The following is a 23,506-nucleotide window of genomic DNA, read 5'->3' on the forward strand; positions in this document are numbered from 1 at the left end:
CTTGGTGCCAAGAGTGATTTGAACCCGGCACAAGGAGTGTCGGCGCCGCGGTGGGCGGGGCGGGTTGGCTCTAAGGAAGGTTACGCCAGTCCCAAGTCCGCTAGACCCAGGGCCGCAAAGTAGGGATAACCGGCGGCTTCGATTTTTTCTTTCGCCCCGGTAGCGCGGTCGACCACCACCGCCACAGCGACGATTTCGGCGCCTGCGGCTTTCAAGGCTTGGGCAGCTTGCAGGGGGGAACCGCCGGTGGTCGAGGTGTCCTCCAGGACGACGACACGTTTACCCGCCACCTCCGGGCCTTCAATCTGGCGTTTCATCCCGTGGTCTTTCGCTTCTTTACGCACCACGAAAGCATCGAGGCTCAAGCCTCGGGCCGCCGCCGCGTGCAGCATCGCCGTGGCAACCGGGTCGGCACCCATCGTCAACCCGCCCACGGCGTCGATTTCGGAAACAGGGAACCCATTTTCTTCCAGCAAATCCAGCATGACGTGACCAATCAGCGGGGCGGCCTCGTGGTGCAGGGTAGCGCGGCGCATATCGACATAAAAGTCAGATTCTTTGCCCGATGCCAGGGTGACTTTCCCGTGGACCACGGAAAGTTGTTTAACAAGTTCAGCGAGTTTTGTTAGCTGCGGATCATTCTTTTTCACGCTTTAAGCATAAAGTGTAAAGCGTGGATGAAAGCAATATATCGGCGGATAGTCCCGCAGATTCGGTGGATTTAGCGCCTGGAACGGTGGGGGTGGGGCCTTGGCCGGCTGATCGACCCGTGCCGGTTGGTCCCCAATACGACCCGGAGTTACTGCGGGACGGCGATGCTCGCAATGTGCCTGACCGTTACCGCTATTGGAGACTGGAGGCCATCAGCGAAGATTTGGACCGATTGTTACAGTCTGGACCGGGGGAACCCGCGCTGGAAATCGCGATTGAGAACGTCGGTCACGATTTCAATACCGGTTCCATCATCCGCACCGCGAACGGTCTGGGAGTGCGCCACGTGCATATCGTGGGCAGGCGGCGTTTCAATCGGCGCGGAGCTATGGTTACTGACCGCTACCTGCACCTGCACTACCACCCGGAGGTACGGGACCTGGTGGCATACGCCGCCCAGCAGGAACTCACGATAGTGGGGATGGATAATTTCCCCGACGCCGAGCCGCTGGAAACCGTCACGCTGCCACCGCGCACCCTGATGGTTTTCGGCGAAGAGTCGCAGGGGCTGACCCCCGACATGCAAAACGTTTTGGAACGATTAGTACAGATTACGCAGTATGGTTCCACCCGGTCACTGAATGTGGGCCACGCGGCCGCCATCAGCATCTGGGCTTGGCGGCGCACCTATCCGCCGCGCCCGGCCAGCCTCGCAAGCTCGTAACCCGCCAGGACGCAACCCGAAAAGCCCGCACGTCACTGCTGCGCCAAGAGAGCCAGCTCACGAATCTGAGCGTTTAAGTCGGGCCACAGTGCCTTGTGGACGGGACCAAACTTTTGCGCGCCCAGGAATGCCCCGGCTGTCCCGGCCGCGCGATCCACCCAGATGAACGACCCGGACTGGCCGAAGTGCCCGATGACTTCCGGGGGGAAAGATGCCGGCAGATAGTGGGGCGACTTCACGCCGTGCAGTTCCACCCCGGTTGCCCAGAGGTTGTCCTTTTGCGGCCCGTATCCCGGCAGCAGTCCGCGCAGCCCGGGATGCTGCGGGGCACAGAATCCATCGAGGTCGCGCTCGGTAAAGCCGAGAACCCCGGTTTCGGGGCTTAGCAGTTCGCCCGCCAGGCGCGCCAAGTCGCTCACCGGGCCCACCGCGCCCCACGCCGGGGAGTGCGATAAAACTGTACCGTTCATTCCAAGGGGTTCCAAGACCGTTTCCTGCACCCAGTCCGTCCACGGTTTGCCCACGACCTTTTCCGCTATCGACCCGGCCAACTCAAAGTTGTAGTTCGAGTAGATTCGCTTAGTAAACGGCGCAATCGCGCGCGCATCAGGGCGAGCTATTCCGAACTTTACCCCCAGGCGAGACTGGTCAGGTGAGGTCACCGGAGCGTCGAAAGGCAGACCGGAACAGTGCGAGAGCAAGTCCACCAGCTTGACTCCCGGAGCCGCCGGGGAGCCGACCGAGGTATGTAGAGACAGCGCGGGCGTGGCTAGAGATTGGCGCCAAAATCCAATCGCCACCAAGAACTTGGTGACCGACATCCAAGGAAAAGATTGGTTGAGGCCCCCGGGGTCGGAAGCGGTCGTCCACACGTAGACATTACCGTTGGATTGACGCGACAAAACCGCTAGGGCATAAGGAAAGTTAAAGCCCCAGCGCGCGGGCAGATGCGCCGCCTCGAGGGAGCCGAATGCTAAACTCATCAGTTTTTTACCAATCGGTACAAATTATTGAATCCAGCCGGACTCCCGGTAGTGCAGCAACAGTTCCTCACGATACTCGGGCAGGAACATCGAGAGGAAATAATGCGCCAGTTCCGAGGCGGCGTTGAATTCCCGGTCATAAAGCCAGTGAATCAAGATTCCGTTATATACGGCTGCCTGGATTTCAGCTAAATGCGTCGGATCCTCGGTGGCGGCGACTTTGCCATCCTGCTGCAGACGGGACCAAACCCGCTTTAAGAGGGTGAGCAAACGTTCGGAGCGGCGCATATAGTGATCGTGCGCGGGGTGAGTCTCAGATGAGGCCTCCACCATCATCATGCATTCCACTTCGATAATCATGGGATTTTCGTTCAGTCGTGAGGCGACCTCTAAAAGGGTATCCAATACGGGCAGCGCGTCCAGCCTCTCTAGGTTGTCCAGGTCAAAACCTAGCTGTGTTTCGTAGCGCTGTACCACGCTCATTAACAGGACTTCTTTGGAGGGGAAGTGATAGATAACCCCCGGATGTGAGATTCCCACGTGACGCGCGACGTCACGCAGAGACATACCGTGATAGCCGACTTCAGCGAGTAAATCAACAGCTGCGTCCAGGATTGCTTCCCGCCTCGCTAAGCCAGATTGATAGGGGCCGCGCTCCCGTCTTTCCGCAACCATAACCTCTCCCGCTGGAAACCAACACTTAAAAGAGCTATTCCCAGCAAAACACCAGGAAACACACACTCAATCGTAACTTACCACTCGGTAAACTTCCACATTTTGAGACGCCTTCTTTGGGAAAAAACACGTCAAGGCGGCACGAAAACACTTCCGTACCGCCTTGAACAGGTAATTTATGGAATTATTGGGGGTTTTTCACCCGCAACTCCAACCGATACTGATCTGACATTGGTCCTGTCAATTCGCTCAGGTCCCCAGATTTTATTAGATCAGTAGGACTGAAGTCGGGCATATCCACGACCACCGTCGAACCGGGCGTGATGTCTCCCGCCAGCAGCTTTTCAGCCAGCTGGTCGCCGATTTCACGCTGTATCAGGCGGCGCAGCGGGCGCGCTCCGTAAGTCGGGTCATAGCCGGTAACCGCCAGCCAAGAACGCGCGGCCTCGGTGACTTCGAGAGTCAGCTGCGTTTCCGCCAAGCGCGTGGTCAGCTGGTGAATCTGAATGTCGACAATCTGTTCCAAATCCTCGGTAGACAGAGCCTCAAACATGATGGTTTCGTCCAAACGGTTTAAGAACTCCGGCTTGAAGGCGGCACGCACCAAGTCCAAGACCTGACGGCGCGCCTCGGCTGGGTCAGCCGTGCGGTCAATCAGGAACTGGGACCCCAGATTCGAAGTCAGCACCAGGATTACGTTTCGGAAATCGACCGTGCGGCCCTGGCCGTCAGTCAAACGGCCGTCGTCCAAGACCTGCAACAAAATGTCGTAAACATCCGGGTGCGCCTTTTCGACCTCATCGAGCAGCACCACCCCGTAGGGACGCCGCCGCACTGCTTCGGTCAGCTGGCCGCCTTCCTCGTAACCGACATAGCCCGGAGGGGCTCCAATCAAGCGTGCAACCGAGTGCTTCTCGCCGTATTCACTCATATCAATGCGGGTCAAAGCCTTTTCGTCGTCAAACAGGAAATCGGCCAGAGCCTTGGCCAGCTCGGTCTTGCCCACCCCGGTAGGACCGAGGAACAGGAAAGAGCCCGTGGGGCGATTCGGGTCGGACACTCCGGCGCGCGCCCGGCGCACCGCGTTCGCCACCGCCCTCACCGCGGCCTTTTGCCCGATGAGACGCTTCCCCAAGTATTCTTCCATGTGCAACAGCTTTTCGGATTCTCCCCGGAGCAGCTTGCCGACCGGAATCCCGGTCCAAGCCGAGACCACTTCCGCGATTTCAGCAGCATCGACTTTCTCGGCAATCATAGGACCGTCCTCAGCCTCGCTGGCGCCCGCAGAACCAGATTTTGTACTGTCCGTTCCAGAATCTGCGGAATCTGCAGACGATTGCCCCGCCGAGCCCCCGCTCGCCGAGTCGCCTTCCGCGGCCGCAATCTGGGCTTGAATCGCTGGAATTTCGCCGTTTTGCAGACGTCCTGCGTCCTCCCAACGGCCCTCGCGCATGGCTTGTTCCAAAGCCGTATTCAGTTCGTCCAACTTCACGCGCAGTTCGCCGACCCGGTTATGACCGGCCTTTTCAGCTTCCCACCGCCGGTTCAGACGGTTCAGATGAGCCTGCTTTTCGTCCAGGCTGGCCTGCAATTGAGCCACCCGCCCCTCGGTCGCCGGGTCTGTCCGATCCGGGTCGGAGGCATTCAGATAGGACAGCTCCATATTGACCCGCTCGACTTCGCGGCGCAGAGAATCGATTTCCTCCGGGGAGGAATCCAGCTCCATCCGCAACCTCGATGCCGCCTCGTCAATCAAGTCGATAGCCTTATCGGGCAGCTGACGCCCAGAAATATAGCGATTGGAGAGCTGCGCGGCCGCCACCAAAGCCCCGTCCGAGATAGTCACCTTGTGATGGGCCTCATACTTCGGGGCAATGCCGCGCAAAATCGCGACGGTGTCCTCCACGCTGGGCTCACCCACGAACACGGTTTGGAACCGGCGTTCCAAAGCCGGATCCTTTTCGATGTGTTCGCGGTATTCGTCCAAAGTTGTGGCCCCCACGAGGCGCAACTCGCCGCGCGCCAACATGGGTTTGAGCATATTCGAGGCGTCCATCGACCCTCCGCTGGCTCCCGCCCCGACCACGGTGTGAAGCTCGTCAATGAAAGTCACGACTTCACCCTCGGCGTTCTTGATTTCTTCCAGCACCGCCTTAAGGCGTTCCTCAAACTGGCCGCGGTATTGCGCCCCCGCCACCATCGCCGCCAAATCGAGAGCGATGAGGTGCTTGTGCTTCAAGGAATCCGGCACGTCTCCCGCCACGATACGCTGCGCTAAGCCCTCCACCACGGCGGTTTTGCCCACGCCGGGTTCCCCGATGAGCACCGGGTTGTTCTTAGTGCGCCGGCTCAGTACCTGGATAACGCGCCGAATTTCGGCGTCGCGCCCAATGACCGGGTCAAGTTTGCCGTCCATCGCCCGCTGAGTCAGGTCGTCGCCGTATTTTTCCAGCGCTTTAAACGTGGCTTCAGGATTCGGGGAGGTCACTTTGGTGTCTCCACGAACCTTTTGAATGGCTTGGCGCAGTTTTTTGTCGCTCGCTCCCGCGTCGCGCAGAATCTTGCCGGCTTTGCCCTCATTGTCAGCCAACCCCAGCAGCAAATGTTCGGTAGAAACGTATTCGTCGCCCCGTTCCTCAGCTTTCGCACCAGCCGCACTGATGACCTTTAACATGGCCTGGGAGGGCTGGGGCTCCGCCACGGATTCGCCGGACGCTCCCGGCAAAGACGCAAGTTCACGGCGTACTTCCCGGCCGATAGCGTCAGCATCAGCCACACTGCTGAGCACCTCGAAAGCAATCCCCTCGCGGTCCTCCAGTAACGCAGACAACAGGTGTATCGGTTCCAGCATGGCATTGCCGGCCGCCCCCGCGGTACGCAGCGCCGTTGCCAGAGCCTCCTGAGACTTGGTCGTAAATTTTTGGTCCATAATTATCATTCCCTTTCGCCTTTTCGGCACTTAAATAAACAGTATTTGCGGGCGGCGCATTCCGCGATAGTTAAGTAAAATCTGGGTTTTCACTCTCTGCGTAATTTGGTAAATTCCCCGCCGCTCTCCGGTGATGTCTGATAGAAAGGAATTACCAATTTCACTTTTCGAGTACGAAGGAGTTTTCATGGGTTTGGAAGATTTGGCTGGTAAAGCTAAGGATTTGGGAGACAAGGCCAAGGGTATTGCTGAGGATTTGGGCGACAAGGCTAAGGATGCCGCCAAGGATTTGGGCGATAAGGCCAAAGATGCGGTGGACTCCGCCAAGGACGCGGTGACTTCCGAGGACAAGACCGACAAGGTTTTGGACGACGTTGCCGGCGCTGCCAATAAGGTGACCGGCGGCAAGTTCAAGGACAAGATTGACGCTGCCCGAGATGCCGCTGACGACAAGCTGGGCGATAAGTAAGACATCGAATGATGGCTTCGTAATCCCTGATTAAGCGGATTTTTCCGGGGGACGCTGGGAATACCAGCGTCCCCGCGGTATTTAACCGAAAGTGTGGGTCCACCAAGCAACACCATGCACCCCCACACCCTATTGACCCCACACCACCAGGGCACCGGACTGGGAAGACATCCCCAGGGGGAAACCCAGCGATTGGGTTTTTTCGGGACGCTGCCCGCGGTTCAGTTTGGTGACTTCACCGCTGGAGGAGGCGGCAAAGACCCGGTTTTGCCGGTTCGCCGCCAGAGTGAGCGCCGCGTTTTCCGCTTCGAGTTCGTCCACGCGGCGCTGCAGAGCCATGATGCGCCGAATCCCCTCCAGGTTCACGCCCTCCCCTTGAGACAGGCTTTGCACCTGGTGCAGCCGCGCCAAGTCCCGCAGAGAATAGCGCCGTCCGCCCCCGCCGGTGCGCCCCGGCACCACCAGACCCATTCGGTCGTATTGCCGCAGGGTCTGGGGGTGGATGCTCATCAGTTCGGCGGCCTGAGATACCCGAAATCGGGGCTTGGCCCAAACCTGCTGAGCCTCGACCTCGCTGAGCCCTCCAGCGCCCTGAGCCCCGCCGAATTCTTTGGCCAGAATCGTTTCGACCAGTCGCCGATTGTTGGAGTACAGCAGCGACAGAGCCGCGTTCATCTCATCGATTAGGCTCATGACACCTCCTAGAGCGCGACCTTCCGATCCAACTCGGCACGCGGATCAGCGCTGCTGGTCGCCGCCGCGAAATCATCAACGGCTTTCTTGGCAGCCCTGGAGAGCTTCTGGGGGACGGCTACCTGCACCGTCAGGCGCAGACTCCCCCGGCCTTTCTTCGTGTGCAGGCCATATCCGGGAATACGGATTTCCTCACCAGATTGTGTACCGCTCGGTACATTAACTTTGACGGTCGTGCCGTCCGGCAGCGGCACTTCAATGAGTGCCCCGTTGACGGCCTCCGCAAAGGTAATCGGCAGGGTAAACAGCAAATCCGTCCCGTCCAACTGCAGGAAAGGATGCGGGGAAACGCTGCAGGTCACCACCAGGTTCCCCGGTTTACCACCGTTGACGCCCGGCTTGCCCTTGCCTTTCAGCCGAATCTTTTGTCCATCCCGGACCCCCGGAGGGATCCGCACGCTAATGACATCACCGTGCAGCTTGAGCCGGATGGTGGCGCCGTTATATGCCTGTTTAAAGGTCAGCTTCGTGGAAGCCGTAAGGTCAGCGCCGTCTTGGGCGCGGAATGCGAACTTACGTGCCCCCGCATTGGGCGCCCCGGCACCATAACCTGGCTCAGCCGTGGGCCGGGCTCCTCCCGGATAACCGGAAAAACCCTGACCAAAGCCAGTATAGGACGCACCCGGACCCGTTCCGTCAGCACTATCCGCATAGCGGGTAAACGTGTTGAGGATATCGCTCAAATCCGGCCCGGTTGCGCCACCATAAGTGGTACCGCCCCCGCCGTATCCGCCGGAAAACATCGCCGAAAACACGTCCTCAAAATCTGAGGCGGAACCGTGGCGGGAACCTCCGGCCCGAAACCGGGGACCGCCAGAGGCCATAGCCCGCAAGGCATCGTACTTCTGACGCTGTTCGGAATCGGAGAGAACCGAGTAAGCCTCACCGATTTCTTTAAACTTTTCCTCCGCAGCTTTATCGCCGGGATTCTGGTCTGGGTGATATTGACGCGCGAGCTTGCGATAGGCCTTTTTCAGGTCTTTATCCGTCACGCCCTTCGATACTCCCAGGACTGCGTAATAATCCTTATCAATCCAATCATTGGTGCCCATCGCTTACCCCCTTTCCATTTTCTTTGTTCACGATTTACGCCTCAGAAGGTTGGTCGGTAGAGGGATTTTTCTCTACTCCCACCACCACCATGGCAGCACGCAGGACCCGTTCTCCCATCAGGTAGCCCGGCTGCGCCACCGCGTCGATGATGTGTTCCCCGTCGTCGTCTGAGCCCGGAGCCATTTGAATGGCCTGGTGCAGATGCGGGTTGAAAGTGTCCCCGACCTTTCCGTAGCGCTTGACTTTAAACCGGGTCTGTAAAGTGGATTCCAATTTCGTCGCCACCGCGCCGAACGGACCTTCCAGATCTCCGTGCTGGCGAGCCAAATCGATATCGTCCAACACACCCATCAGGGCATCGACCACCGAGGCAACCCCCGCTTCCTGCTGCTGGGGGATTTCCGCCTTGGTACGTTTGGCGTAGTTGCTGTACTCCTGTTGGAGGTTATACAGATCCGCCCGCGCCCGCGCCAAGTCGTCCTTGGCCTGATCCAGTTCCTGGTTCATAGCCGCGATACGGTCCTCTTGTGCCTGTGCCAACTCGGTGGTCAGTTCATCCGCTTCGCCCGAGGCGGGTTTGTCGCCCGCCTGAGCCGCCCCCCCGGCCTCGTGACCAGCAGAGTCACCGGGGGAAGCGTGGCCTGGTGCGGAATGACCCGCCGCGGATTTCGCTTTCTTGCCTTTCTTGGAGCCCGACTTGGCTTTGGCCTCAGTCTCAGCAGAATTCTGTGCCTCGCTGGCCTTTTCAGCCTCGTGAGCAGCGGCTTTATCGAAATCTTTTTGAGCTTCGGCGTACGCCTTGCGGGCTTCTTGGCTGTGTTTGTCTTCGCTCACTTGTTACCACCCTCATCGTCTTCATCGATGACTTCGGCGTCAATCACGTCGTCATCATCGCTGGAGGCGGTGTTGGTGTCACCCGAGGCTCCGTCCGTCGGCGCCGATTCGCTTTCCTGCGCGTGGGCGTAGAGAGCCTGACCGATGGCCTGGGCCTTTTCTTCCAGTTCGCTCATCGCCGACTTGATAGCCTCGATGTCCTCACCTTCGTTGGCCTTCTTAAGGTGTTCCAAAGATTCCTTCACCGGAGCCACCACGTCTTCAGGCAGCTTTTCAGCGTTGTCCTTCAGCAGTTTCTCAATGCGGTAAACGGCCTGTTCAGCGCCGTTGCGCACCTCGGCCTCGTCACGGCGCTGCTTATCTTCGGCAGCGTGAGCTTCGGCTTCCTTAATCATGCGGTCGATTTCGTCCTTCGGAAGGGACGATCCACCGGTAATGGTCATGGACTGCTCCTGACCGGTGCCGCGATCCTTTGCCGAGACGTGCACGATACCGTTGGCGTCAATGTCGAAGGTGACCTCGATTTGCGGCAGTCCGCGCGGCGCGGGAGCAATCCCGGTAAGTTCAAAAGTACCCAGCGGCTTGTTGTCGCGGGCGAACTGACGTTCCCCTTGGTAGACCTGAATCAGCACGGAAGGCTGATTGTCCTCAGCGGTCGAAAAGACCTCGGAGTGCTTGGTCGGAATAGCCGTGTTGCGCTCAATCAGCGGGGTCATAATGCCGCCCTTGGTTTCGATACCCAAGCTCAAGGGGGTCACGTCGATGAGCAGAACGTCCTTGCGGTCGCCTTCAATCACGCCCGCCTGGAGTGCAGCTCCCACCGCCACGACCTCGTCGGGGTTCACGCCCTTATTCGGCTCACGACCCCCGGTCAGCTCCTTGACCAACTCGGTTACGGCAGGCATCCGGGTGGAACCGCCAACCATCACCACGTGGTCGATTTCGCTGAGCTTAATGCCGGCGTCTTTGATGACCGCGTTGAACGGAGTCTTGCAGCGATTGAGCAGGTCTTCCGTCATTTCCTCAAACTTGGCTCGCGTGAGTTTTTCGTCGAGGTGAATCGGGCCGTTTTCGCTCATAGACAGGTACTGCAGGTTGATGTTCGTGCTCATCGCGCTGGACAGTTCTTTCTTGGCCTGCTCAGCGGCGTCACGCAGACGCTGCAACGCGATTTTATCCTTGGACAAATCCACGCCGTCCTTAGTCTTAACCTGGTCAACCAGCCAATCTACGATGCGCTGATCCCAGTCGTCACCGCCCAGTTTGTTATCACCATTGGTGGCGCGCACCTGAATGGTGGAAAACCCGTCATCGTCCTTGCCGACTTCCAGCAGGGACACGTCGAACGTACCGCCGCCCAGGTCGAATACCAGGATTAGCTCGTCCTCCCGGCCCTTTTCCAGGCCGTAAGCCAGCGCCGCGGCGGTCGGCTCGTTGATGATACGCAGCACCTTTAAGCCCGCAATCTGGCCAGCTTCCTGGGTCGCGGTGCGCTGCGAGTCATTGAAGTATGCCGGAACGGTGATGACCGCGGAATCCACGCTCTCACCGAGGTAGGCTTCGGCGTCCTGCTTGAGTTTGCCCAGGATACGAGCCGAGATTTCCTGCGGAGTGTATTCCTTGTCGTCGATGGCAACCTTCCAGTCGGTGCCCATGTGACGTTTCACAGATGATATGGTGCGGTCTACGTTCGTGACCGCCTGACGCTTGGCGACCTCTCCCACCAGGACTTCGCCCGTCTTTGAGAACGCCACCACGGAAGGCGTGGTGCGCATCCCTTCTGCGTTGGCGATAATCGTGGGTTCACCACCTTCCAAAACCGCCAGAGCCGAGTTTGTGGTTCCTAAGTCGATGCCTACTGCTTTTGCCATTGTGTTTCTCCCCTTTTTCGTTGTGTGTGTTCGTATTCTTTACATTTCAAACCCAAGAATAGGAATCTTGAGTTCTAAAGACTCAAGTTTAGCTCAGGTGATTTTCGTTGTCTACCCGAAACTGTAAAACTTGAGTCTATTTAACTCAACTTCTCAAAGGGCAGTTTTATTCCCGGAAAACTCCGGCCAAAACGAAAAACGATGAAACGCCCTTGTGAACTCAAATCCAGAAAGGGCAAAGCGCCCGGAAAAACTCCGGACGCCTTGCCCCAAAGGAGAACATCATGAAGAAAAAAGAATGTTGTCCAAACCCCGCAGACTAGGCGGCAAAGCCCTGGTTAGCCACCGTGCGGGAACTGAGAATCCCCACGATTCCCGAAGCGGGAACGTTGAAGGAGGGACGACCCACCAGCTTGTTTACCGCGTCAGCCAGCGTGCCAGACTTGAAAGCCCGCGCGTCGCCATCGGCCCGATTCACGTTGCTGGGAGCGACAACCTTGGGAAAAACAGGAACGTTATCGTAGGCGCTGCGGCCAGCCGTGGAGGCCACAGCCACCGCAAACATCTGAGGTGTCTGCAGCTTGTCTGAACCGCTAAGTTGCTCGCTCATTTTCATCCCATCCTTGGATCGTCATAGTCTCTGACTCCAAGACCCCGTTGCCGATGACCTTGGTGACAACCGTAACTATCGGCCGGTTTTGGACTTCATTAGGTTCTTTACGGATTTTTCTAGCCAAAGGGGGTTTGAGCAGGCAATCAATGTTCAAAAGGGGGACTTTGTCAGGACAAAGGATTGTTTCGGGGTGATTCCCCGCCTGGGCCGCGCGATGTCAAAAATCCCTCGAAAACCGCCACAATCCCGCCAGAAAGCCAACTGGAGGGCATGAAACAGGTAAACTTTGAGGGTGGCTGAAAAGGAAAAGTCCTCGGGAACATTAGTAATCGGCTTGGGCCGTTTCGGGTCCGCGGTGGCGATGACGCTGAATTCACTGGACCGCGAAATTCTGGCGGTCGAAAGCGACCCGGCGCAAGTCGAGCGGTTTTCCCCACTCTTTCCCGTAGTGGAAGCGGACGCGACCCGCCTGGACGCGATGGAACAGCTGGGTGCCAAAGATTTTTCGTCCACCGTGGTGGGGGTCGGCGCCTTGGAAGCGTCGGTGCTGATTACGGCCAACTTAGTAGATTTGGGGATGGAACAAATCTGGGCCAAAGCCATCAGTCGCGAACAGGGCAAAATCCTGCGTCGTATCGGTGCCCACCATGTCATTTACCCCGAATTCGATGCTGGACGGCGTACCGCGCACCTGGTTGACGGCAGGATGCTGGACTACGTAGAGATGGATCGGGAAGGGTTCTCGATTGTTAAGATGCGCCCCCCGGCAGAGATCCAAGGATTCACCCTGCTGGAATCCGATGTGCGCCGCCGCTACGGGGTCAATATCCTGGGTGTCATCTCGCCTGGACAGCACTTTGAATACGCCGGGCCGGACACCGTAGTGGCAGCCAACGACCTGATTATCGTGTCGGGCGACGGAAAACTGCTCGAAGATTTCGCGAACCGCCCCTAGGGGAACTTTAGAGGTTCAGCCAATAGGTCGAACCGGGCACCACCCTATACATGACTGCGGTGAGGCGCGCTCCCGAACACGATTGCGCCAGCTCACCTAACTCACTCGCCTCGATGTCTACGCCCACGTCGGCGCAGTCCAAAACCGCCGTGAACCCGAAAAACACCACGTCGTAGTCTTGGCGAACCCGCTCCCAATCGACCCCCAGAAACACCGCGTCTTTGCCGCTCAAACGTTGGAACTCCTGGCGCACTTCCAGGTTGGTGAACTCCAGCGGATAGCGCCTGACCAGCTCACGCCAGTTTTCCAGAGTATTCACTTGATAGACCCGGTTAAAGCTGAGGGGCGGAATCTGATCAAAGTGGAACGGAATCTCACGCGCCTGTTCTGGACTGGCTGCCCACACCGGGTCAAACAGGTCGCGCGTACAGGCGAACTGGAGCAGCGGCGCTTGTGGGAAGTGCAAGCCAGAAGTCGGATCGGGGATGGGAGGAACCGGACCGATGAAACTCGTCACAAAGGGGAAAGTGTGGGGATTCGTGCCCCCGTGAGGTGCCCCGTAGCGCGGCAGCTGCCCGGGAGGGCGCTGCACAGCGCTGGGGTCGGAGGGCTGGTGCAGCGTCACGGCGTCCAAAGAATCAAACCGCAGATGATGTGCCCGCGGATGAAAACGCTGCTTGAGGTACTTTAACAGGGGAAACTCCAGCCACTGCTGGGCTAGGGCGTCCGCGTTGTTTCGACCGCTCGGCCCGATGACCCGATCCGCAATCCGCGGCTGCATATCTTCGCAAAAAGTGTAGTCACACACAGCCGAGGAGAGCCGTTCGACCAGCAGTGGCAGCTTTTGCTCTGAAAGACCCTGAGCATTTTCCTGGCTGAGCTCATCGAACCGGGTTTTAAACGCTTGAATCGCTGTGTCGGCACCGGGAATGTCGCGCACATCAGTGCCGTTTTGCAGCGCTTTGAGGGCGTGCTTTTCCTTGCGCGCCCGCGCCCGCATATAGGAGTCAAGCAGTTTGCGGTGCAAAGGGTCGTCGGCCATTCCCAAGCAAAACGCTTCCAGAGTCGAACCCGCGAAAATTTCCCGATACAGATTGGGAAAAGCCACCAGCACCACCCAGTATCGGCGCCACGCCCCCGGCTTCGCCTCCAGGTTAGGGAACGCCCAATTCGTTACCGTCATCGTTGAACTCCCGCTATGCCCTATCCAATACTGGGGGCCTCTTCGGGAAACCGTATCACCCGACGGCGGTTACGCATGGCGAGGGCGGCTCCGAAAGTCATGGAACCCACCCGGCCGGTAAACATCAGCAGGGAGAGCAAAATTTTCCCTGAATCCGGCAAGGAACCGGTGATGCCGGTGGACAGACCGACGGTACCAAACGCGCTGTTGACTTCGAACAGGGCTTTCGACAACGGCAAGTCCGTCAGCAGCATCAGAATGGCGGTAGACAAGCCTATGACCAGGGAACTCATGGCGACAACCGCCACTGCCAGACGCACCGTTGAGGGACCGATACGCCTCCCGAACGCCTCGATGTCACGATTGCCGCGCACCTCGGCCAAAATCGCCAGAACCATCACCGCGAAAGTCGTGACCTTGATGCCACCGGCGGTGGAAGCCGAGCCACCACCGATGAACATCATGATGGAAGAAACGAACCAGGTCGCCTCGTGCATAGAACCCACATCAACCGTGGAAATCCCTAGTGACCTCGCGTTGAACGCGCCCAGCAAAGCCGCCAGGAATTTACCCGGCAGGTCCAGGACTCCCATAGTTCGCGGATTGTTCCACTCGATAGCCGCGGTGATTCCGCCGCCAACCACGGACAGTGCCAGGTAGGTGGTGATGGTCAGTTTCGAGTGCAAACTCAAGTGTTTTGGCCGCCGCCAGTTGCGGGCTAGGTCCAAGGAAACCGGGAAACCGATGGCACCGATGAAAACCCCCAGACACATCGGGCCGATGATGCCGACGTCGGAGACGAACTGTTCCACCCCGCCCGGCACTATGACGAAGCCGGCGTTGTTGAACACGCTGACCGCCATGAATACCGCATACCAGGCCGACATGCCGACACCGTAGTCTTGCCGGATGAACTCGGGAAAAAGCATCAGGGCAATGACCGATTCAACCGAAACCGACACCAAGAGAGCCATTTTCCCCAGCGAACCGACTTCCCCGAGAGAGGATTTCTTTTCCCCCGCAGCCAGGATGCGGGCGGTCAAGCCAATGTGGCGCGAAACAGCCAGGGACAGCATAGAGGCTAAGGTCATGACCCCGAGTCCCCCGATTTCGACACCGAGCATGATGACCACCAGCCCAAACGGCGACCAGTAGGTGTCGGAAGGTACCACGGTCAAACCGGTCACACACACTGCTGAAGTACTGGTAAACAGCGCGTCGACGAAGCGGGCGTGACTCGGATCGCGGGTGGAAATCGGCAGGCACAAGATTGCGGTGTGGATGGCGATGATTGAGAGGAACACCGCCAGAGTCAGGCGAGCGGGGGCGCGGCGGGCGAGATCATCAAACCACTTCCCGCTTTTCTCGCGCAGGTTCGCAAAAAACTTCAAGTTCGCCCGTTCCTTTTTCCCGACAGAGATTTTCCGGCTGGTTTTCTGGCGGAGCTTTCGCTGCCCCGGTGGAGTCCTGACGGAATCCACGTGAGGAAAACTCGGTTACAACGTTACCCTCTGGCAGGGTAAAACCGGAATAGTAGCCCCTCAAAAATGAGTAATTTCGAGGAAATTCCTGGGTTTAGAGAAAATTGTGAGCTGAGAACTAACACTTTGAGGCAAATTGCCGCTATATTTTTGTATGTAACGCGTGTTAAGTGTGGGACTAAAGTGGCTCCAGTAACGCGTCTAGGTAATTTTAGGATGACGGGAATGACTCAGAACCAGGCACCACGGTTCCTCACCGTAGCGGAAGTTGCGGATTTGTTGAGGGTCTCAAAGATGACTGTTTATCGCATGGTTCATGCTGGCGACCTTCCCGCCGTTCGTGTCAAGCGTTCGTTTCGGGTGCCGTTGAAGGCGGTCGAAGAGCTTTCCGCGTCAAACCTGGAAAACTGGATGGTTGGCAACGAGGACGAAGCTGTCGCGCAATAGTTTGTGACGTCACCGCGAGTCTGGGCTCTTTCGTTTTGGCTAGGGTGTCTGAAAAAGGTAAACTTGTGGGGTTATTTGCTGCGCGACAGGCGGCAGCAGTTATTTTAGGAGGTCGGCGTGGGTTCCGTTATTAAGAAGCGTCGCAAGCGGATGGCGAAAAAGAAGCACCGCAAGTTGCTTCGTAAGACGCGTCATCAGCGTCGTAACAAGAAGTAGACGTCGGCGGGCTCGGATTTTACTCCGGGCCCGCGCACGTTTTTCTGGGCGTCTCATCAACACTTCAGTAAGATTGATTCGTGGCGAAAATCGCAGCTTTTTTTGATGTCGACGGCACCTTGATTCGCGGCGCCTCGACCTGGTACCTGGCCCGGGACTTATACTCCCGCGGCTACTTCGGGCTGGATTTTTTTGTGTTTGCGGCTCGCCAGGCCTTACTTTATGTCATTTTCGGGGAAAACATCCACCGCGTCGAGCAGGTGAAAAAACGGTCCCTGCAGATTATCGAAGGCAAACTGGAATCGGATTTGGTACTGGTCGGCGAGGAACTCTACGACCGTTTCCTGCAGGAACGGCTTTTTCCAGGAGCCTTGGACATTATCCAAAAGCACCTCGATGCCGGGCACGATGTCTGGCTGGTTTCCGCCACCCCCCGAGAAATCGCCCAATCTATGGCGCACCGCTTGGGCCTGACCGGGGCTTTGGGCACGGTAGTGGAAGTCGATGAGTGGGGACGCTACACCGGAAAGATGCCGCAGTCTCTGATGCACGGCACCATGAAAGCCAAAGCGGTACTGGAACTGTCTTGGGAACACGACTATGACCTGAAACAGTGCTATGCCTATTCCGACTCCATGTCCGACGAAAAACTCTTTAACCTGGTCGGACACCCCCGCGTGGTCAATCCTGAACCGAAGTTACGCCGGATTGCCAAACGTCGGCACTGGCCGGTTTATGATTTCGCGCACCGCCGCCTGGATATTGCCATCAAGGTGCGTAGCCGCTACCTGCCCGCCATCACGATTGGTGTCCTGTGGACCCTGCGGGTTCTCTGGAGATACGTGATTCGCAGGATTTTGCGCACCTTGGGGCGGGTATTGCATTTCCTGTTTCCCTGGCGCCGCTAACGGCCTAAAATCTGATAACCGCTGACCGTCAACCCTGAAAAGTGAGGAACCATGGCCCTGACCACCGTCCACCTGATGCGCCACGGCGAAGTCGATAATCCCGAAGGAGTGCTGTACGAACGGCTTGACGGCTTTGGACTGACCGAGCGGGGCCGGGAAATGACGGCGCTGACGGCTCGCTGGCTGGCAGAGGAAAACCGCGATATTGCCATGATTATGTCCTCCCCGCTGCAGCGCGCGCGGGAAAGCGCCGCCCCCGCGGCCGAAATTTTCCAGCTGCCCGTTTTCACCGATTCGCGTCTGACCGAGGCGGGCAACAAGCTGCGCGGGCAAAAGATTCACCGTTCCTCGCTGACCTTGGCCCACCCGCGATACTGGCCGCTGTATGTGGCACCCTGGCTGCCGTCCTGGGGGGAACACTACCGGGATATCGCCCAACGCATGTTTCGCGCGGTCGCTCACGCGAGAGCCCTGACTCCCCCAGGCCGGGAATCGCTGGTCGTTTCCCACCAGTTGCCGATTTGGACTCTGCGGCGTTTTGTGGAGGGAAAATCCTTAGTTCACGATCCGCGGAAACGCGAGTGTGCCCTGGCCTCCGTGACCTCGTTTTATTTCGATAACGCCACCTTGATTGGCTTGGACTATGCCTCACCAGCGGAATCACTGGTGGCTCAGTCCCGTGACGTGACGCCGGGCAGTTCCAGTGCCGCGGTCAATACCGGTCACTGATTCGCAAAATTGCGCGATTTCTGAAGCGTGGGTCCTCGCGGGGTCGCACCACTCACGCGTGCTTAAACTGGCTGTGATACAGCTGGTAGTATGCGCCGCGTTGGGTCAGCAATTGTTCATGATTGCCAGATTCCACCAAGCGGCCCTCGTCGATGACCAGGATAATGTCCGCGCCGCGAATCGTGGAGAGCCGATGCGCGATGGTGAAAGTCGTCTTGCCGCGGCCCAGCCGCGACATCGCCTTGGCCAGCTGCAGTTCAGTGCGGGTATCAACCGCGGAAGTCGCCTCGTCCAGGATGAGGATGGACCGGTCGGCGTAAAACGCCCGCGCTATGGTGAGGAGCTGTTTTTCCCCAGCCGACAGTGCCGTGGAATCGTTGTCAATCAACGTGTCGTATCCGGCCGGCAGGGCTTTCACCAGGGAGTCCAGTCCGGATTGAGTCGCTGCCAGCTGCACCGCGGTCGGGTCGGGCGTGGGCTGGCCGAAAGCAATGTTGGCGCGAATCGTGTCGTCTATGAGCCACGGGTCTTGCGCCACCATGCCGATTTCGGCCCGCAGCCGCTCAATGGGAATTCGGCGGATGTCGAGGCCGCCCAGGGTGATGGTGCCGCTATCAGGGTCAACGTAGCGTTCCAACAGGTTCACTAGGGTGGTTTTGCCCGCTCCGGTGGGACCCACGATAGCGATGGATTGACCCTTTTCTACGGTCAGGTTCAGGTCTCGGATGACGGGTTTGCCGGACACGTAAGAGAACGTCACGTTGTCGAACACGATGCGACCGTCCTGTAGCGCCGCGCCACAGTCGACCGTTCCCTCGCCACGGTCAGAAGTGGGGTCGGGTCCGCAGATGAGCGGGGCCACCCGATCGGTTTCGATTTCGGAATCGGTTTCGTCAATGAATCCGAACAGACGCTCGGCGCTGGCCAGCGCGCTTTGCATCAGGTTCAAAATCTGCATGACCGCAGCCAGCGGCATAGAAAAGTTGCGCGAGTATTGGATAAACGCCTGGACTCCTCCGATGGTCATCATGCCGGACAGCACAAACCAGGCACCGATTACCGCAACCAAAACAAAGGACAAATTAGACACCAATATCAGCATTGGCTGCATCAGCATGGAGATGAACTGGGCTTTGAAACTGGCTTGGGTGAACGCCTCATTTTCCCCCGCGAAGCGTTGGGAATAGGTCGGTGCCAAACCGTGCAAGGTGAGGATTTGTTGCCCGGAGAAGGATTCCTCGACCAGGGTCGAGACCACCCCGGTTTGGTCCCATTGCTGCTTAAAGTAGGGCTGGGACTTCTTCATGATGAACCCGGCTCCCGCCCCGACGATGGGCAAAATCAGCAGGGTCAGTAGCGCCAGCCACGGGGAAATCACGAACATCATCACCGTGACCGCCACAATGGAAATGAGCGAATCCAGGGCTCGCCCCAGAACCTGCTGCAGGGTCTGGGTGATGTTATCGACATCGTTAGTGGCGCGAGACACCAGGTCGCCCCGGTCGTGAGACTCCAGGTAAGACACGGACAGCCGGTTGACCTTATCGTTGGCGGCGTTTCGCAGCCGATAGCCCAAACGCTGCACCACCAGTCGGTTGATACGTTGCCCCAGGTAGCCCAACATTGCGGCGACCACACTGAGGCTCAACGCCACCACAAGGTTTTGTACCAGCCGGTCCACTTTTCCGGCCAAAATGTTATCCGTGGCGAAACCGAGAATCGCGGGAACTAGGCTCATCGAGATGGTTCCCGCCAGAATCATGAAGAATTCCAGCCCGATTAATCCCAGGAAAGGCTTGAGCTCAACGAATAGCCGGCGCCAAGCCGCGCGGGCGTTGCGGGGCTTATCGTGCGGGTTGGGTGCCCCGTGCGGGCCCCGCCGAACAGAGCGTCTCTGATTTGGAGGCATTATGGCACCTCCTCCAAAGACAGCTGGGACTCCACGATTTCTTGGTAGGCTCCGCAGTCAGCCAACAGCTGCTCATGGGTCCCCAGACCCACCATCCGACCCTCATCCAACACGATGATTTGATCCGCGTGACGCACCGAAGCTATACGCTGCGCCACGAAAATCAGGCTGACCGGCCCCTCCAAACTTTTGAGCTCGCCACGCAGCCTCGCTTCGGTAGCAAAATCCAGAGCCGAGAACGGATCATCGAGAAACACCAGCGCAGAGCCCCGGAACAGGGCTCGTGCCACCGAAAGCCGCTGACGCTGCCCACCGGAAAAATTCTTGCCCCCCGCACTGACCTCGGCGTCCAGGCCGCCGTCCAAAGCGGACACAAAGTCCCCGGCTTGTGCCCGACGCAACGCCACCCAGACCTTCTCACGTACCTCATCCGTGATTTGCGTCGGCTCCAAACCGGAAACAGTGGAGGCAATAGTGCCCGAGAACAGGTAACTGTTTTGGGGAACGTAAGCGATGTGGCGGTGCCACTGGTGCAGGTCGAGGTCTCGCAAGTCCACTCCGTTGACCGTGATCTGTCCGGCGGTAGGGTCCAAGGACCGCATCATCAGGCGCAAAAGGGAGGTTTTGCCGCTGCCGGTGGAGCCGATGATGGCGGTGCTCTGGCCCGGCTCGATACGGAAGTTCAGGTCCTGCAGCAAAGACCGGCTGGCACCCGCAAAACCCACCGAAACTCCCTCGAAAGCCAAGGTAAACGGCTCTGCGGGGAAAGCCGCAGGAGTGCGGGGCGTGCTGATTTCGGGAGGGGTCGAGATGACTTCAGTCAGACGTTTGGCACACACCTCGGCACGAGGCACCATCACGAACATGAACGAAGCCATCATGACCGCTCCGAGCAGCTGCATCAGGTAGGTCAGGAAAGCGACAATATCCCCTATTTCCATCTGGCCCGAAGAGTAGCGTCCCGCCCCGAACCAGATAACCCCTATCGAGGAGAGCATCACGATGAGCTGCACCGCGGGAATCATCAGTGCGAACAGGTTACCCAGGCGCAAAGCGACATCACGCAAATCCCGATTAGCGGTATCGAAACGTTCGTTCATGAACGTTTTGCGGCCAAAAGCCCGCACGATACGCACCCCGGAGAGCGCCTCGCGGATACGCGCCGCCACCGCGTCGATACGTTCCTGCTGAACTTTGAACAAAGGCGACATGAAGTGCATCAAGATGCCCACCACGACCAGCAGCACCGGCACCGCCACCAGGAACAGCAAGGACAGCGGGGCGTCTAGAGACACCGCCATGATGACCGCACCCACGCCCATTATGGGGGCTTGAATCATGATGATGAAAGTCATCAGAATCACGCTTTGTACCTGGTTGATGTCGTTGGTGGCACGGGTAATCAGCGAGGCGGAACCGAAGCGGTGCATTTGGGACGAGCTGAAAGTCAATACCTGGTCATAGACCTTTTGGCGCACATCGCGACCAATCCACATGGCAATTCGACCGCTGAAATACGCCGAGACGACCATCCCGAGGGTCTGAATGACGGTAGCCACCAGCATGATGCCGCCAAGTTTCCAGATCAGGGTGAGGTTTTCGCCCACGATGCCGTCGTTGATGATGTCCGCGTTCAAAGTCGGCAACCACAGGCTGGCTAAACATTGCACGACCTGGGCAATAATCACTATTACCAGGAAGATCCAACGCCGCGGCATATGCTCTCGCCACAGCTTAAACAGCATCAGGACCTCCGAGATTAGTTAAATATTTTAAAAACCAGTAGTCAGTTTGGCACAAATTCTTAAGGGACGCATAACTTCGCTTTTTCGCTGAAACTGGCGTACATTTCCCGAGGCTTCGGGCAAGAGCACCCCCGGACGGTTAGAATGAAAAGGTCACGTCACCGGGGAAGACCCCCGAGAAACGATTGAATAGGATTTTATGAGCGAGAACGCCACATACGAACAAATGCTGGCCCAGATTGACCCCCGGATTGGGGTGGAGTACGTGTTCGCCAGCGTCACCGAGCTACCACCCGACGTGGAGCCGGTCGCGTTGATTCGCGAACCGGAAGGCATCACTATCGGGGTGACTTTGGAAGAAGCCGCCCGCGCCGGTCTCAGCACTGCAGACCCCTACACGATTATTACCCTGTCAGCGCCGGGATCTTTGGACGTGGTGGGGTTAAACTCGGGGATTGCCCAAGTACTGTCCTCCCGCTCCATTCCGGCAAACATTTTTTCAGGTATCTATCACACCCATATTTTTGTGCCGTCAAAACTGGCGGCCGAGGCTAAAGCCGTACTCGAAGATGTGTCCGGCCAAGCCAAAGCCTGGCTCAATATGTAAGCCCGGGCGCCAACCCCAAAAGGAATACTGTTCACAATGAAGGATAGAAACCCTCTCCTGCTGAATCCTGACCCGATGGATCGAATGGCAGATGGCACCATCAAACAGCGCAATCCCCTGACCGGGACCCAAGTGTGGACGGTGACGGGCCGCGGGAACCGTCCCCACTCCCACCGGCGCGTTCTGCTCGATCGGCCACGACTGCTGCTTCCTTCCGAGTTCACCAACACCTGCGCCTTTTGCACGGACCGATACTTCGACACCCCGCCGGAAAAATCCCGATTGGTCAAAGGCTTGGACTCGAAGTTCCACACAATCGAGGGCCTGCCCGCCGCCTCCATGCACGACATGGTGGCGGAATTTCGGCGGATTCCCAATCTTTTTGAGATTGTTTCCTACGATTACTGGCATGAAAACCACAACCACTACCCCACCGAGGCCCAAAACCGGCGCATGGCCGACTACCTGGCCTCCGCCGCGGGGTACGACCACGTTTTGCACGTGGTAAAAATGCGCCTGGAGGCTTCCGGTGAGGACCACCTGGAAACTATTCCCGATGATGCCCTGCTGCAATACGCCAACGGCCTGTTCGCGGGGGGACATGACGTAATCGTGGCACGGCGTCACTACGTGGACGGGGCGACCCGGACGGATCAAAACGCTTCAGCCGGGACCTTGAGTGTTGCGGAACACCGTGCGTATATCGGCTACACCATCGCCGCCCTGAAAGATTTATACAACTTGAATCCCGCCGTGAAATACGTCACCGCGTTCCAAAATTGGTTGAAACCAGCCGGAGCGTCATTCGACCACCTGCATAAACAGCTGGTAGCGGTGGACGAATACGGGGTCCAGATTGAAGCCGAAGCGGCGCGCGTGGCAGCGAATCCGGCGATTTACCGCCAAATCCTGCACTATGTGGGTCACCGGCAAATGATGATTCTGGGCAACGACTACGCGGTAGGGTTCGCCGACTTCGGTCACCGCTATCAGACCATCGCGGTCTGGCCGCTGGGACCGGCGCTGCTACCGTGGGAATACTCGCGTGAAGAGGTCGATGGGATTTCTGACGTGTTGCACGCGCTGCACTGCGCGGTAGGACCCACGGTGCCCACCAACGAAGAGTGGTATCACCGACCTGTTGACCTAGATGTCCCGCTGCGGTTCCGCATCCTGCTAAAACAACGCACCTCGACCTTGGCGGGCTTTGAAGGTTCCACCCGGATTTACCTCAACTCGGTCGACCCGTGGACGCTGCGTGACGAAATGGTGACGCTGCTTGAGAAAAAACGCGAACAAGGCCTCATCGCGCCCTCGCTGCGGCTGGGCAACGAATATCGTCTGCCGAAAAATCCCTTGGGGGAATAGCTCGCCCCGCGCGAGCGCATCGGCGAAACCCGCGGCGGTACTCTCGACCGAACCGAGGCCTGACCCGATAACATGGAGGGGACACTGTTGTTTGGCGTAAACCTGACAGAGATTTAAGGAGAAAACGTGGACATCGGACAAAAAGTTGTGAATGTGGCGGCTGTGGCTGCGGCCGGTCTGGTCAGCGACAACATCGTCAGGTTGGGATGGAGGATTGCCACCGGAGCCAATCCTCCCAAAGAGGATGACGTCGAGGTCGGGTTGGCTCAAGCCATCGTTTTCGCGGTTCTTTCCGGGGTTTTGTTAGCCATTATCAGGCGTTTTACCGTGCGTACCGCCAGTCAGTGGTGGATAAACAAGCACAGCGAAGCCGGCATCGAACGCGTCTAGGGGTGTCAGTTCG

At 58.1% G+C, this 23,506-nt stretch carries 24 protein-coding genes; 10 read left to right on the plus strand and 14 right to left on the minus strand.

The annotated features are described in order from the left end of the window. Nucleotides 1-80: 80 nt before the first annotated feature. Nucleotides 81-650: an orotate phosphoribosyltransferase gene (pyrE, locus tag RDL66_RS01200; RefSeq protein ID WP_299295548.1), complete on the minus strand. Its 570-nt coding sequence runs from the start codon at nt 648-650 to the stop codon at nt 81-83. A gap of 23 nt (nt 651-673) precedes the next feature. Here pyrE and RDL66_RS01205 point away from each other — a divergent pair, with 23 nt between their 5' ends. Beyond that, nucleotides 674-1,375: an RNA methyltransferase gene (locus RDL66_RS01205; protein ID WP_308534635.1), complete on the plus strand. Its 702-nt coding sequence runs from the start codon at nt 674-676 to the stop codon at nt 1,373-1,375. 32 nt (nt 1,376-1,407) lie between these two features. Here RDL66_RS01205 and RDL66_RS01210 read toward each other — a convergent pair whose 3' ends face one another. From RDL66_RS01210 to RDL66_RS01220, 3 genes are all read right to left on the minus strand, one after another. After that, nucleotides 1,408-2,358: a serine hydrolase domain-containing protein gene (locus tag RDL66_RS01210; protein WP_308534637.1), complete on the minus strand. Its 951-nt coding sequence runs from the start codon at nt 2,356-2,358 to the stop codon at nt 1,408-1,410. A 24-nt stretch (nt 2,359-2,382) separates the two neighbouring features. Continuing rightward, on the minus strand, nt 2,383-3,033 hold the full coding sequence (locus RDL66_RS01215) for a TetR/AcrR family transcriptional regulator (RefSeq protein WP_308534639.1): 651 nt from the start codon (nt 3,031-3,033) through the stop codon (nt 2,383-2,385). Between the two features lie 184 nt (nt 3,034-3,217). Then, nucleotides 3,218-5,962: an AAA family ATPase gene (locus RDL66_RS01220; protein WP_308534641.1), complete on the minus strand. Its 2,745-nt coding sequence runs from the start codon at nt 5,960-5,962 to the stop codon at nt 3,218-3,220. A gap of 187 nt (nt 5,963-6,149) precedes the next feature. Here RDL66_RS01220 and RDL66_RS01225 point away from each other — a divergent pair, with 187 nt between their 5' ends. Further along, nucleotides 6,150-6,431, plus strand: a complete 282-nt coding sequence (locus RDL66_RS01225) for an Rv0909 family putative TA system antitoxin (protein WP_308534643.1) — start codon at nt 6,150-6,152, stop codon at nt 6,429-6,431. A gap of 129 nt (nt 6,432-6,560) precedes the next feature. On the opposite strand, the gene RDL66_RS01230 is transcribed toward RDL66_RS01225, so the two are convergent. The 6 genes from RDL66_RS01230 to RDL66_RS01255 form a co-directional block, all read right to left on the minus strand. Then, nucleotides 6,561-7,124, minus strand: a complete 564-nt coding sequence (locus tag RDL66_RS01230; protein WP_308534645.1) for a heat shock protein transcriptional repressor HspR — start codon at nt 7,122-7,124, stop codon at nt 6,561-6,563. An 8-nt stretch (nt 7,125-7,132) separates the two neighbouring features. Then, nucleotides 7,133-8,236: a J domain-containing protein gene (locus RDL66_RS01235; protein ID WP_308534647.1), complete on the minus strand. Its 1,104-nt coding sequence runs from the start codon at nt 8,234-8,236 to the stop codon at nt 7,133-7,135. A 34-nt stretch (nt 8,237-8,270) separates the two neighbouring features. Further along, nucleotides 8,271-9,071, minus strand: a complete 801-nt coding sequence (locus RDL66_RS01240; RefSeq protein WP_308534649.1) for a nucleotide exchange factor GrpE — start codon at nt 9,069-9,071, stop codon at nt 8,271-8,273. Further along, on the minus strand, nt 9,068-10,942 hold the full coding sequence (gene dnaK / locus RDL66_RS01245; RefSeq protein WP_308534651.1) for a molecular chaperone DnaK: 1,875 nt from the start codon (nt 10,940-10,942) through the stop codon (nt 9,068-9,070). The genes RDL66_RS01240 and dnaK overlap by 4 nt, the downstream gene beginning before the upstream one ends. Before the next feature lie 319 nt (nt 10,943-11,261). Continuing rightward, nucleotides 11,262-11,552, minus strand: a complete 291-nt coding sequence (locus tag RDL66_RS01250; RefSeq protein ID WP_299295571.1) for a hypothetical protein — start codon at nt 11,550-11,552, stop codon at nt 11,262-11,264. Continuing rightward, nucleotides 11,536-11,679, minus strand: coding sequence for a hypothetical protein (locus tag RDL66_RS01255; protein WP_308534654.1), 144 nt, complete (start codon nt 11,677-11,679; stop codon nt 11,536-11,538). Before RDL66_RS01255 ends, RDL66_RS01250 begins: the two co-directional genes overlap by 17 nt. Before the next feature lie 168 nt (nt 11,680-11,847). Here RDL66_RS01255 and RDL66_RS01260 point away from each other — a divergent pair, with 168 nt between their 5' ends. Continuing rightward, nucleotides 11,848-12,510 (plus strand): TrkA family potassium uptake protein, encoded by a 663-nt coding sequence (locus RDL66_RS01260; protein WP_282922304.1) that lies wholly within the window; start codon nt 11,848-11,850, stop codon nt 12,508-12,510. Nucleotides 12,511-12,517: 7 nt separating this feature from the next. On the opposite strand, the gene RDL66_RS01265 is transcribed toward RDL66_RS01260, so the two are convergent. Both RDL66_RS01265 and RDL66_RS01270 read right to left on the minus strand, forming a co-directional pair. Continuing rightward, nucleotides 12,518-13,693: a DNA mismatch repair protein MutL gene (locus tag RDL66_RS01265; RefSeq protein WP_308534655.1), complete on the minus strand. Its 1,176-nt coding sequence runs from the start codon at nt 13,691-13,693 to the stop codon at nt 12,518-12,520. Nucleotides 13,694-13,713: 20 nt separating this feature from the next. Beyond that, on the minus strand, nt 13,714-15,084 hold the full coding sequence (locus tag RDL66_RS01270) for a potassium transporter TrkG (protein ID WP_308534656.1): 1,371 nt from the start codon (nt 15,082-15,084) through the stop codon (nt 13,714-13,716). 315 nt (nt 15,085-15,399) lie between these two features. Between RDL66_RS01270 and RDL66_RS01275 the strand changes: the two genes are divergently transcribed. The 4 genes from RDL66_RS01275 to RDL66_RS01290 all read left to right on the plus strand — a co-directional run bounded on the left by RDL66_RS01275 (nt 15,400) and on the right by RDL66_RS01290 (nt 17,474). Next, entirely contained in the window at nt 15,400-15,621 is a 222-nt protein-coding gene (locus RDL66_RS01275; protein WP_297723067.1) for a helix-turn-helix domain-containing protein, read from the plus strand. Nucleotides 15,622-15,738: 117 nt separating this feature from the next. Beyond that, nucleotides 15,739-15,837: a 30S ribosomal protein bS22 gene (locus RDL66_RS01280; RefSeq protein WP_003792170.1), complete on the plus strand. Its 99-nt coding sequence runs from the start codon at nt 15,739-15,741 to the stop codon at nt 15,835-15,837. Between the two features lie 80 nt (nt 15,838-15,917). After that, nucleotides 15,918-16,745, plus strand: a complete 828-nt coding sequence (locus RDL66_RS01285) for an HAD-IB family hydrolase (protein ID WP_308534658.1) — start codon at nt 15,918-15,920, stop codon at nt 16,743-16,745. 51 nt (nt 16,746-16,796) lie between these two features. After that, nucleotides 16,797-17,474: a histidine phosphatase family protein gene (locus RDL66_RS01290; protein ID WP_308534659.1), complete on the plus strand. Its 678-nt coding sequence runs from the start codon at nt 16,797-16,799 to the stop codon at nt 17,472-17,474. A 52-nt stretch (nt 17,475-17,526) separates the two neighbouring features. On the opposite strand, the gene RDL66_RS01295 is transcribed toward RDL66_RS01290, so the two are convergent. Both RDL66_RS01295 and RDL66_RS01300 read right to left on the minus strand, forming a co-directional pair. After that, nucleotides 17,527-19,383: an ABC transporter ATP-binding protein gene (locus RDL66_RS01295; protein ID WP_308534660.1), complete on the minus strand. Its 1,857-nt coding sequence runs from the start codon at nt 19,381-19,383 to the stop codon at nt 17,527-17,529. Beyond that, nucleotides 19,383-21,128 (minus strand): ABC transporter ATP-binding protein, encoded by a 1,746-nt coding sequence (locus tag RDL66_RS01300; protein WP_308534661.1) that lies wholly within the window; start codon nt 21,126-21,128, stop codon nt 19,383-19,385. Before RDL66_RS01300 ends, RDL66_RS01295 begins: the two co-directional genes overlap by 1 nt. A 199-nt stretch (nt 21,129-21,327) precedes the next feature. Between RDL66_RS01300 and RDL66_RS01305 the strand changes: the two genes are divergently transcribed. From RDL66_RS01305 to RDL66_RS01315, 3 genes are all read left to right on the plus strand, one after another. Continuing rightward, complete coding sequence (locus RDL66_RS01305; protein WP_297723058.1) at nt 21,328-21,735, plus strand: ACT domain-containing protein; 408 nt, start codon at nt 21,328-21,330, stop codon at nt 21,733-21,735. A 36-nt stretch (nt 21,736-21,771) separates the two neighbouring features. Further along, nucleotides 21,772-23,103 carry a DUF4921 family protein gene (locus tag RDL66_RS01310; RefSeq protein WP_308534662.1) on the plus strand — a complete coding sequence of 444 codons (1,332 nt, stop codon included), beginning with the start codon at nt 21,772-21,774 and terminating at the stop codon, nt 23,101-23,103. Between the two features lie 126 nt (nt 23,104-23,229). Then, nucleotides 23,230-23,493 (plus strand): DUF4235 domain-containing protein, encoded by a 264-nt coding sequence (locus RDL66_RS01315; RefSeq protein ID WP_308534663.1) that lies wholly within the window; start codon nt 23,230-23,232, stop codon nt 23,491-23,493. The last annotated feature ends 13 nt before the right edge of the window (nt 23,494-23,506 follow it).

The sequence above is a fragment of the uncultured Mobiluncus sp. genome, assembly GCF_902488535.1.
Classification (GTDB): Bacteria; Actinomycetota; Actinomycetes; order Actinomycetales; family Actinomycetaceae; genus Mobiluncus.

Excerpts from the sequence above, each read along its gene's own strand:
- RDL66_RS01295 (WP_308534660.1), bottom strand. The coding sequence starts at position 19,383 with ATGCCTCCAAATCAGAGACGCTCTGTTCGGCGGGGCCCGCACGGGGCA.
- RDL66_RS01220 (WP_308534641.1), bottom strand. The coding sequence starts at position 5,962 with ATGGACCAAAAATTTACGACCAAGTCTCAGGAGGCTCTGGCAACGGCG.
- RDL66_RS01210 (WP_308534637.1), bottom strand. The coding sequence starts at position 2,358 with ATGAGTTTAGCATTCGGCTCCCTCGAGGCGGCGCATCTGCCCGCGCGC.
- RDL66_RS01275 (WP_297723067.1), top strand. The coding sequence starts at position 15,400 with ATGACTCAGAACCAGGCACCACGGTTCCTCACCGTAGCGGAAGTTGCG.
- RDL66_RS01290 (WP_308534659.1), top strand. The coding sequence starts at position 16,797 with ATGGCCCTGACCACCGTCCACCTGATGCGCCACGGCGAAGTCGATAAT.
- RDL66_RS01265 (WP_308534655.1), bottom strand. The coding sequence starts at position 13,693 with ATGACGGTAACGAATTGGGCGTTCCCTAACCTGGAGGCGAAGCCGGGG.
- RDL66_RS01305 (WP_297723058.1), top strand. The coding sequence starts at position 21,328 with ATGAGCGAGAACGCCACATACGAACAAATGCTGGCCCAGATTGACCCC.
- RDL66_RS01225 (WP_308534643.1), top strand. The coding sequence starts at position 6,150 with ATGGGTTTGGAAGATTTGGCTGGTAAAGCTAAGGATTTGGGAGACAAG.
- RDL66_RS01215 (WP_308534639.1), bottom strand. The coding sequence starts at position 3,033 with ATGGTTGCGGAAAGACGGGAGCGCGGCCCCTATCAATCTGGCTTAGCG.
- dnaK (WP_308534651.1), bottom strand. The coding sequence starts at position 10,942 with ATGGCAAAAGCAGTAGGCATCGACTTAGGAACCACAAACTCGGCTCTG.
- RDL66_RS01300 (WP_308534661.1), bottom strand. The coding sequence starts at position 21,128 with ATGCTGTTTAAGCTGTGGCGAGAGCATATGCCGCGGCGTTGGATCTTC.
- RDL66_RS01230 (WP_308534645.1), bottom strand. The coding sequence starts at position 7,124 with ATGAGCCTAATCGATGAGATGAACGCGGCTCTGTCGCTGCTGTACTCC.
- RDL66_RS01250 (WP_299295571.1), bottom strand. The coding sequence starts at position 11,552 with ATGAGCGAGCAACTTAGCGGTTCAGACAAGCTGCAGACACCTCAGATG.
- RDL66_RS01310 (WP_308534662.1), top strand. The coding sequence starts at position 21,772 with ATGAAGGATAGAAACCCTCTCCTGCTGAATCCTGACCCGATGGATCGA.
- RDL66_RS01235 (WP_308534647.1), bottom strand. The coding sequence starts at position 8,236 with ATGGGCACCAATGATTGGATTGATAAGGATTATTACGCAGTCCTGGGA.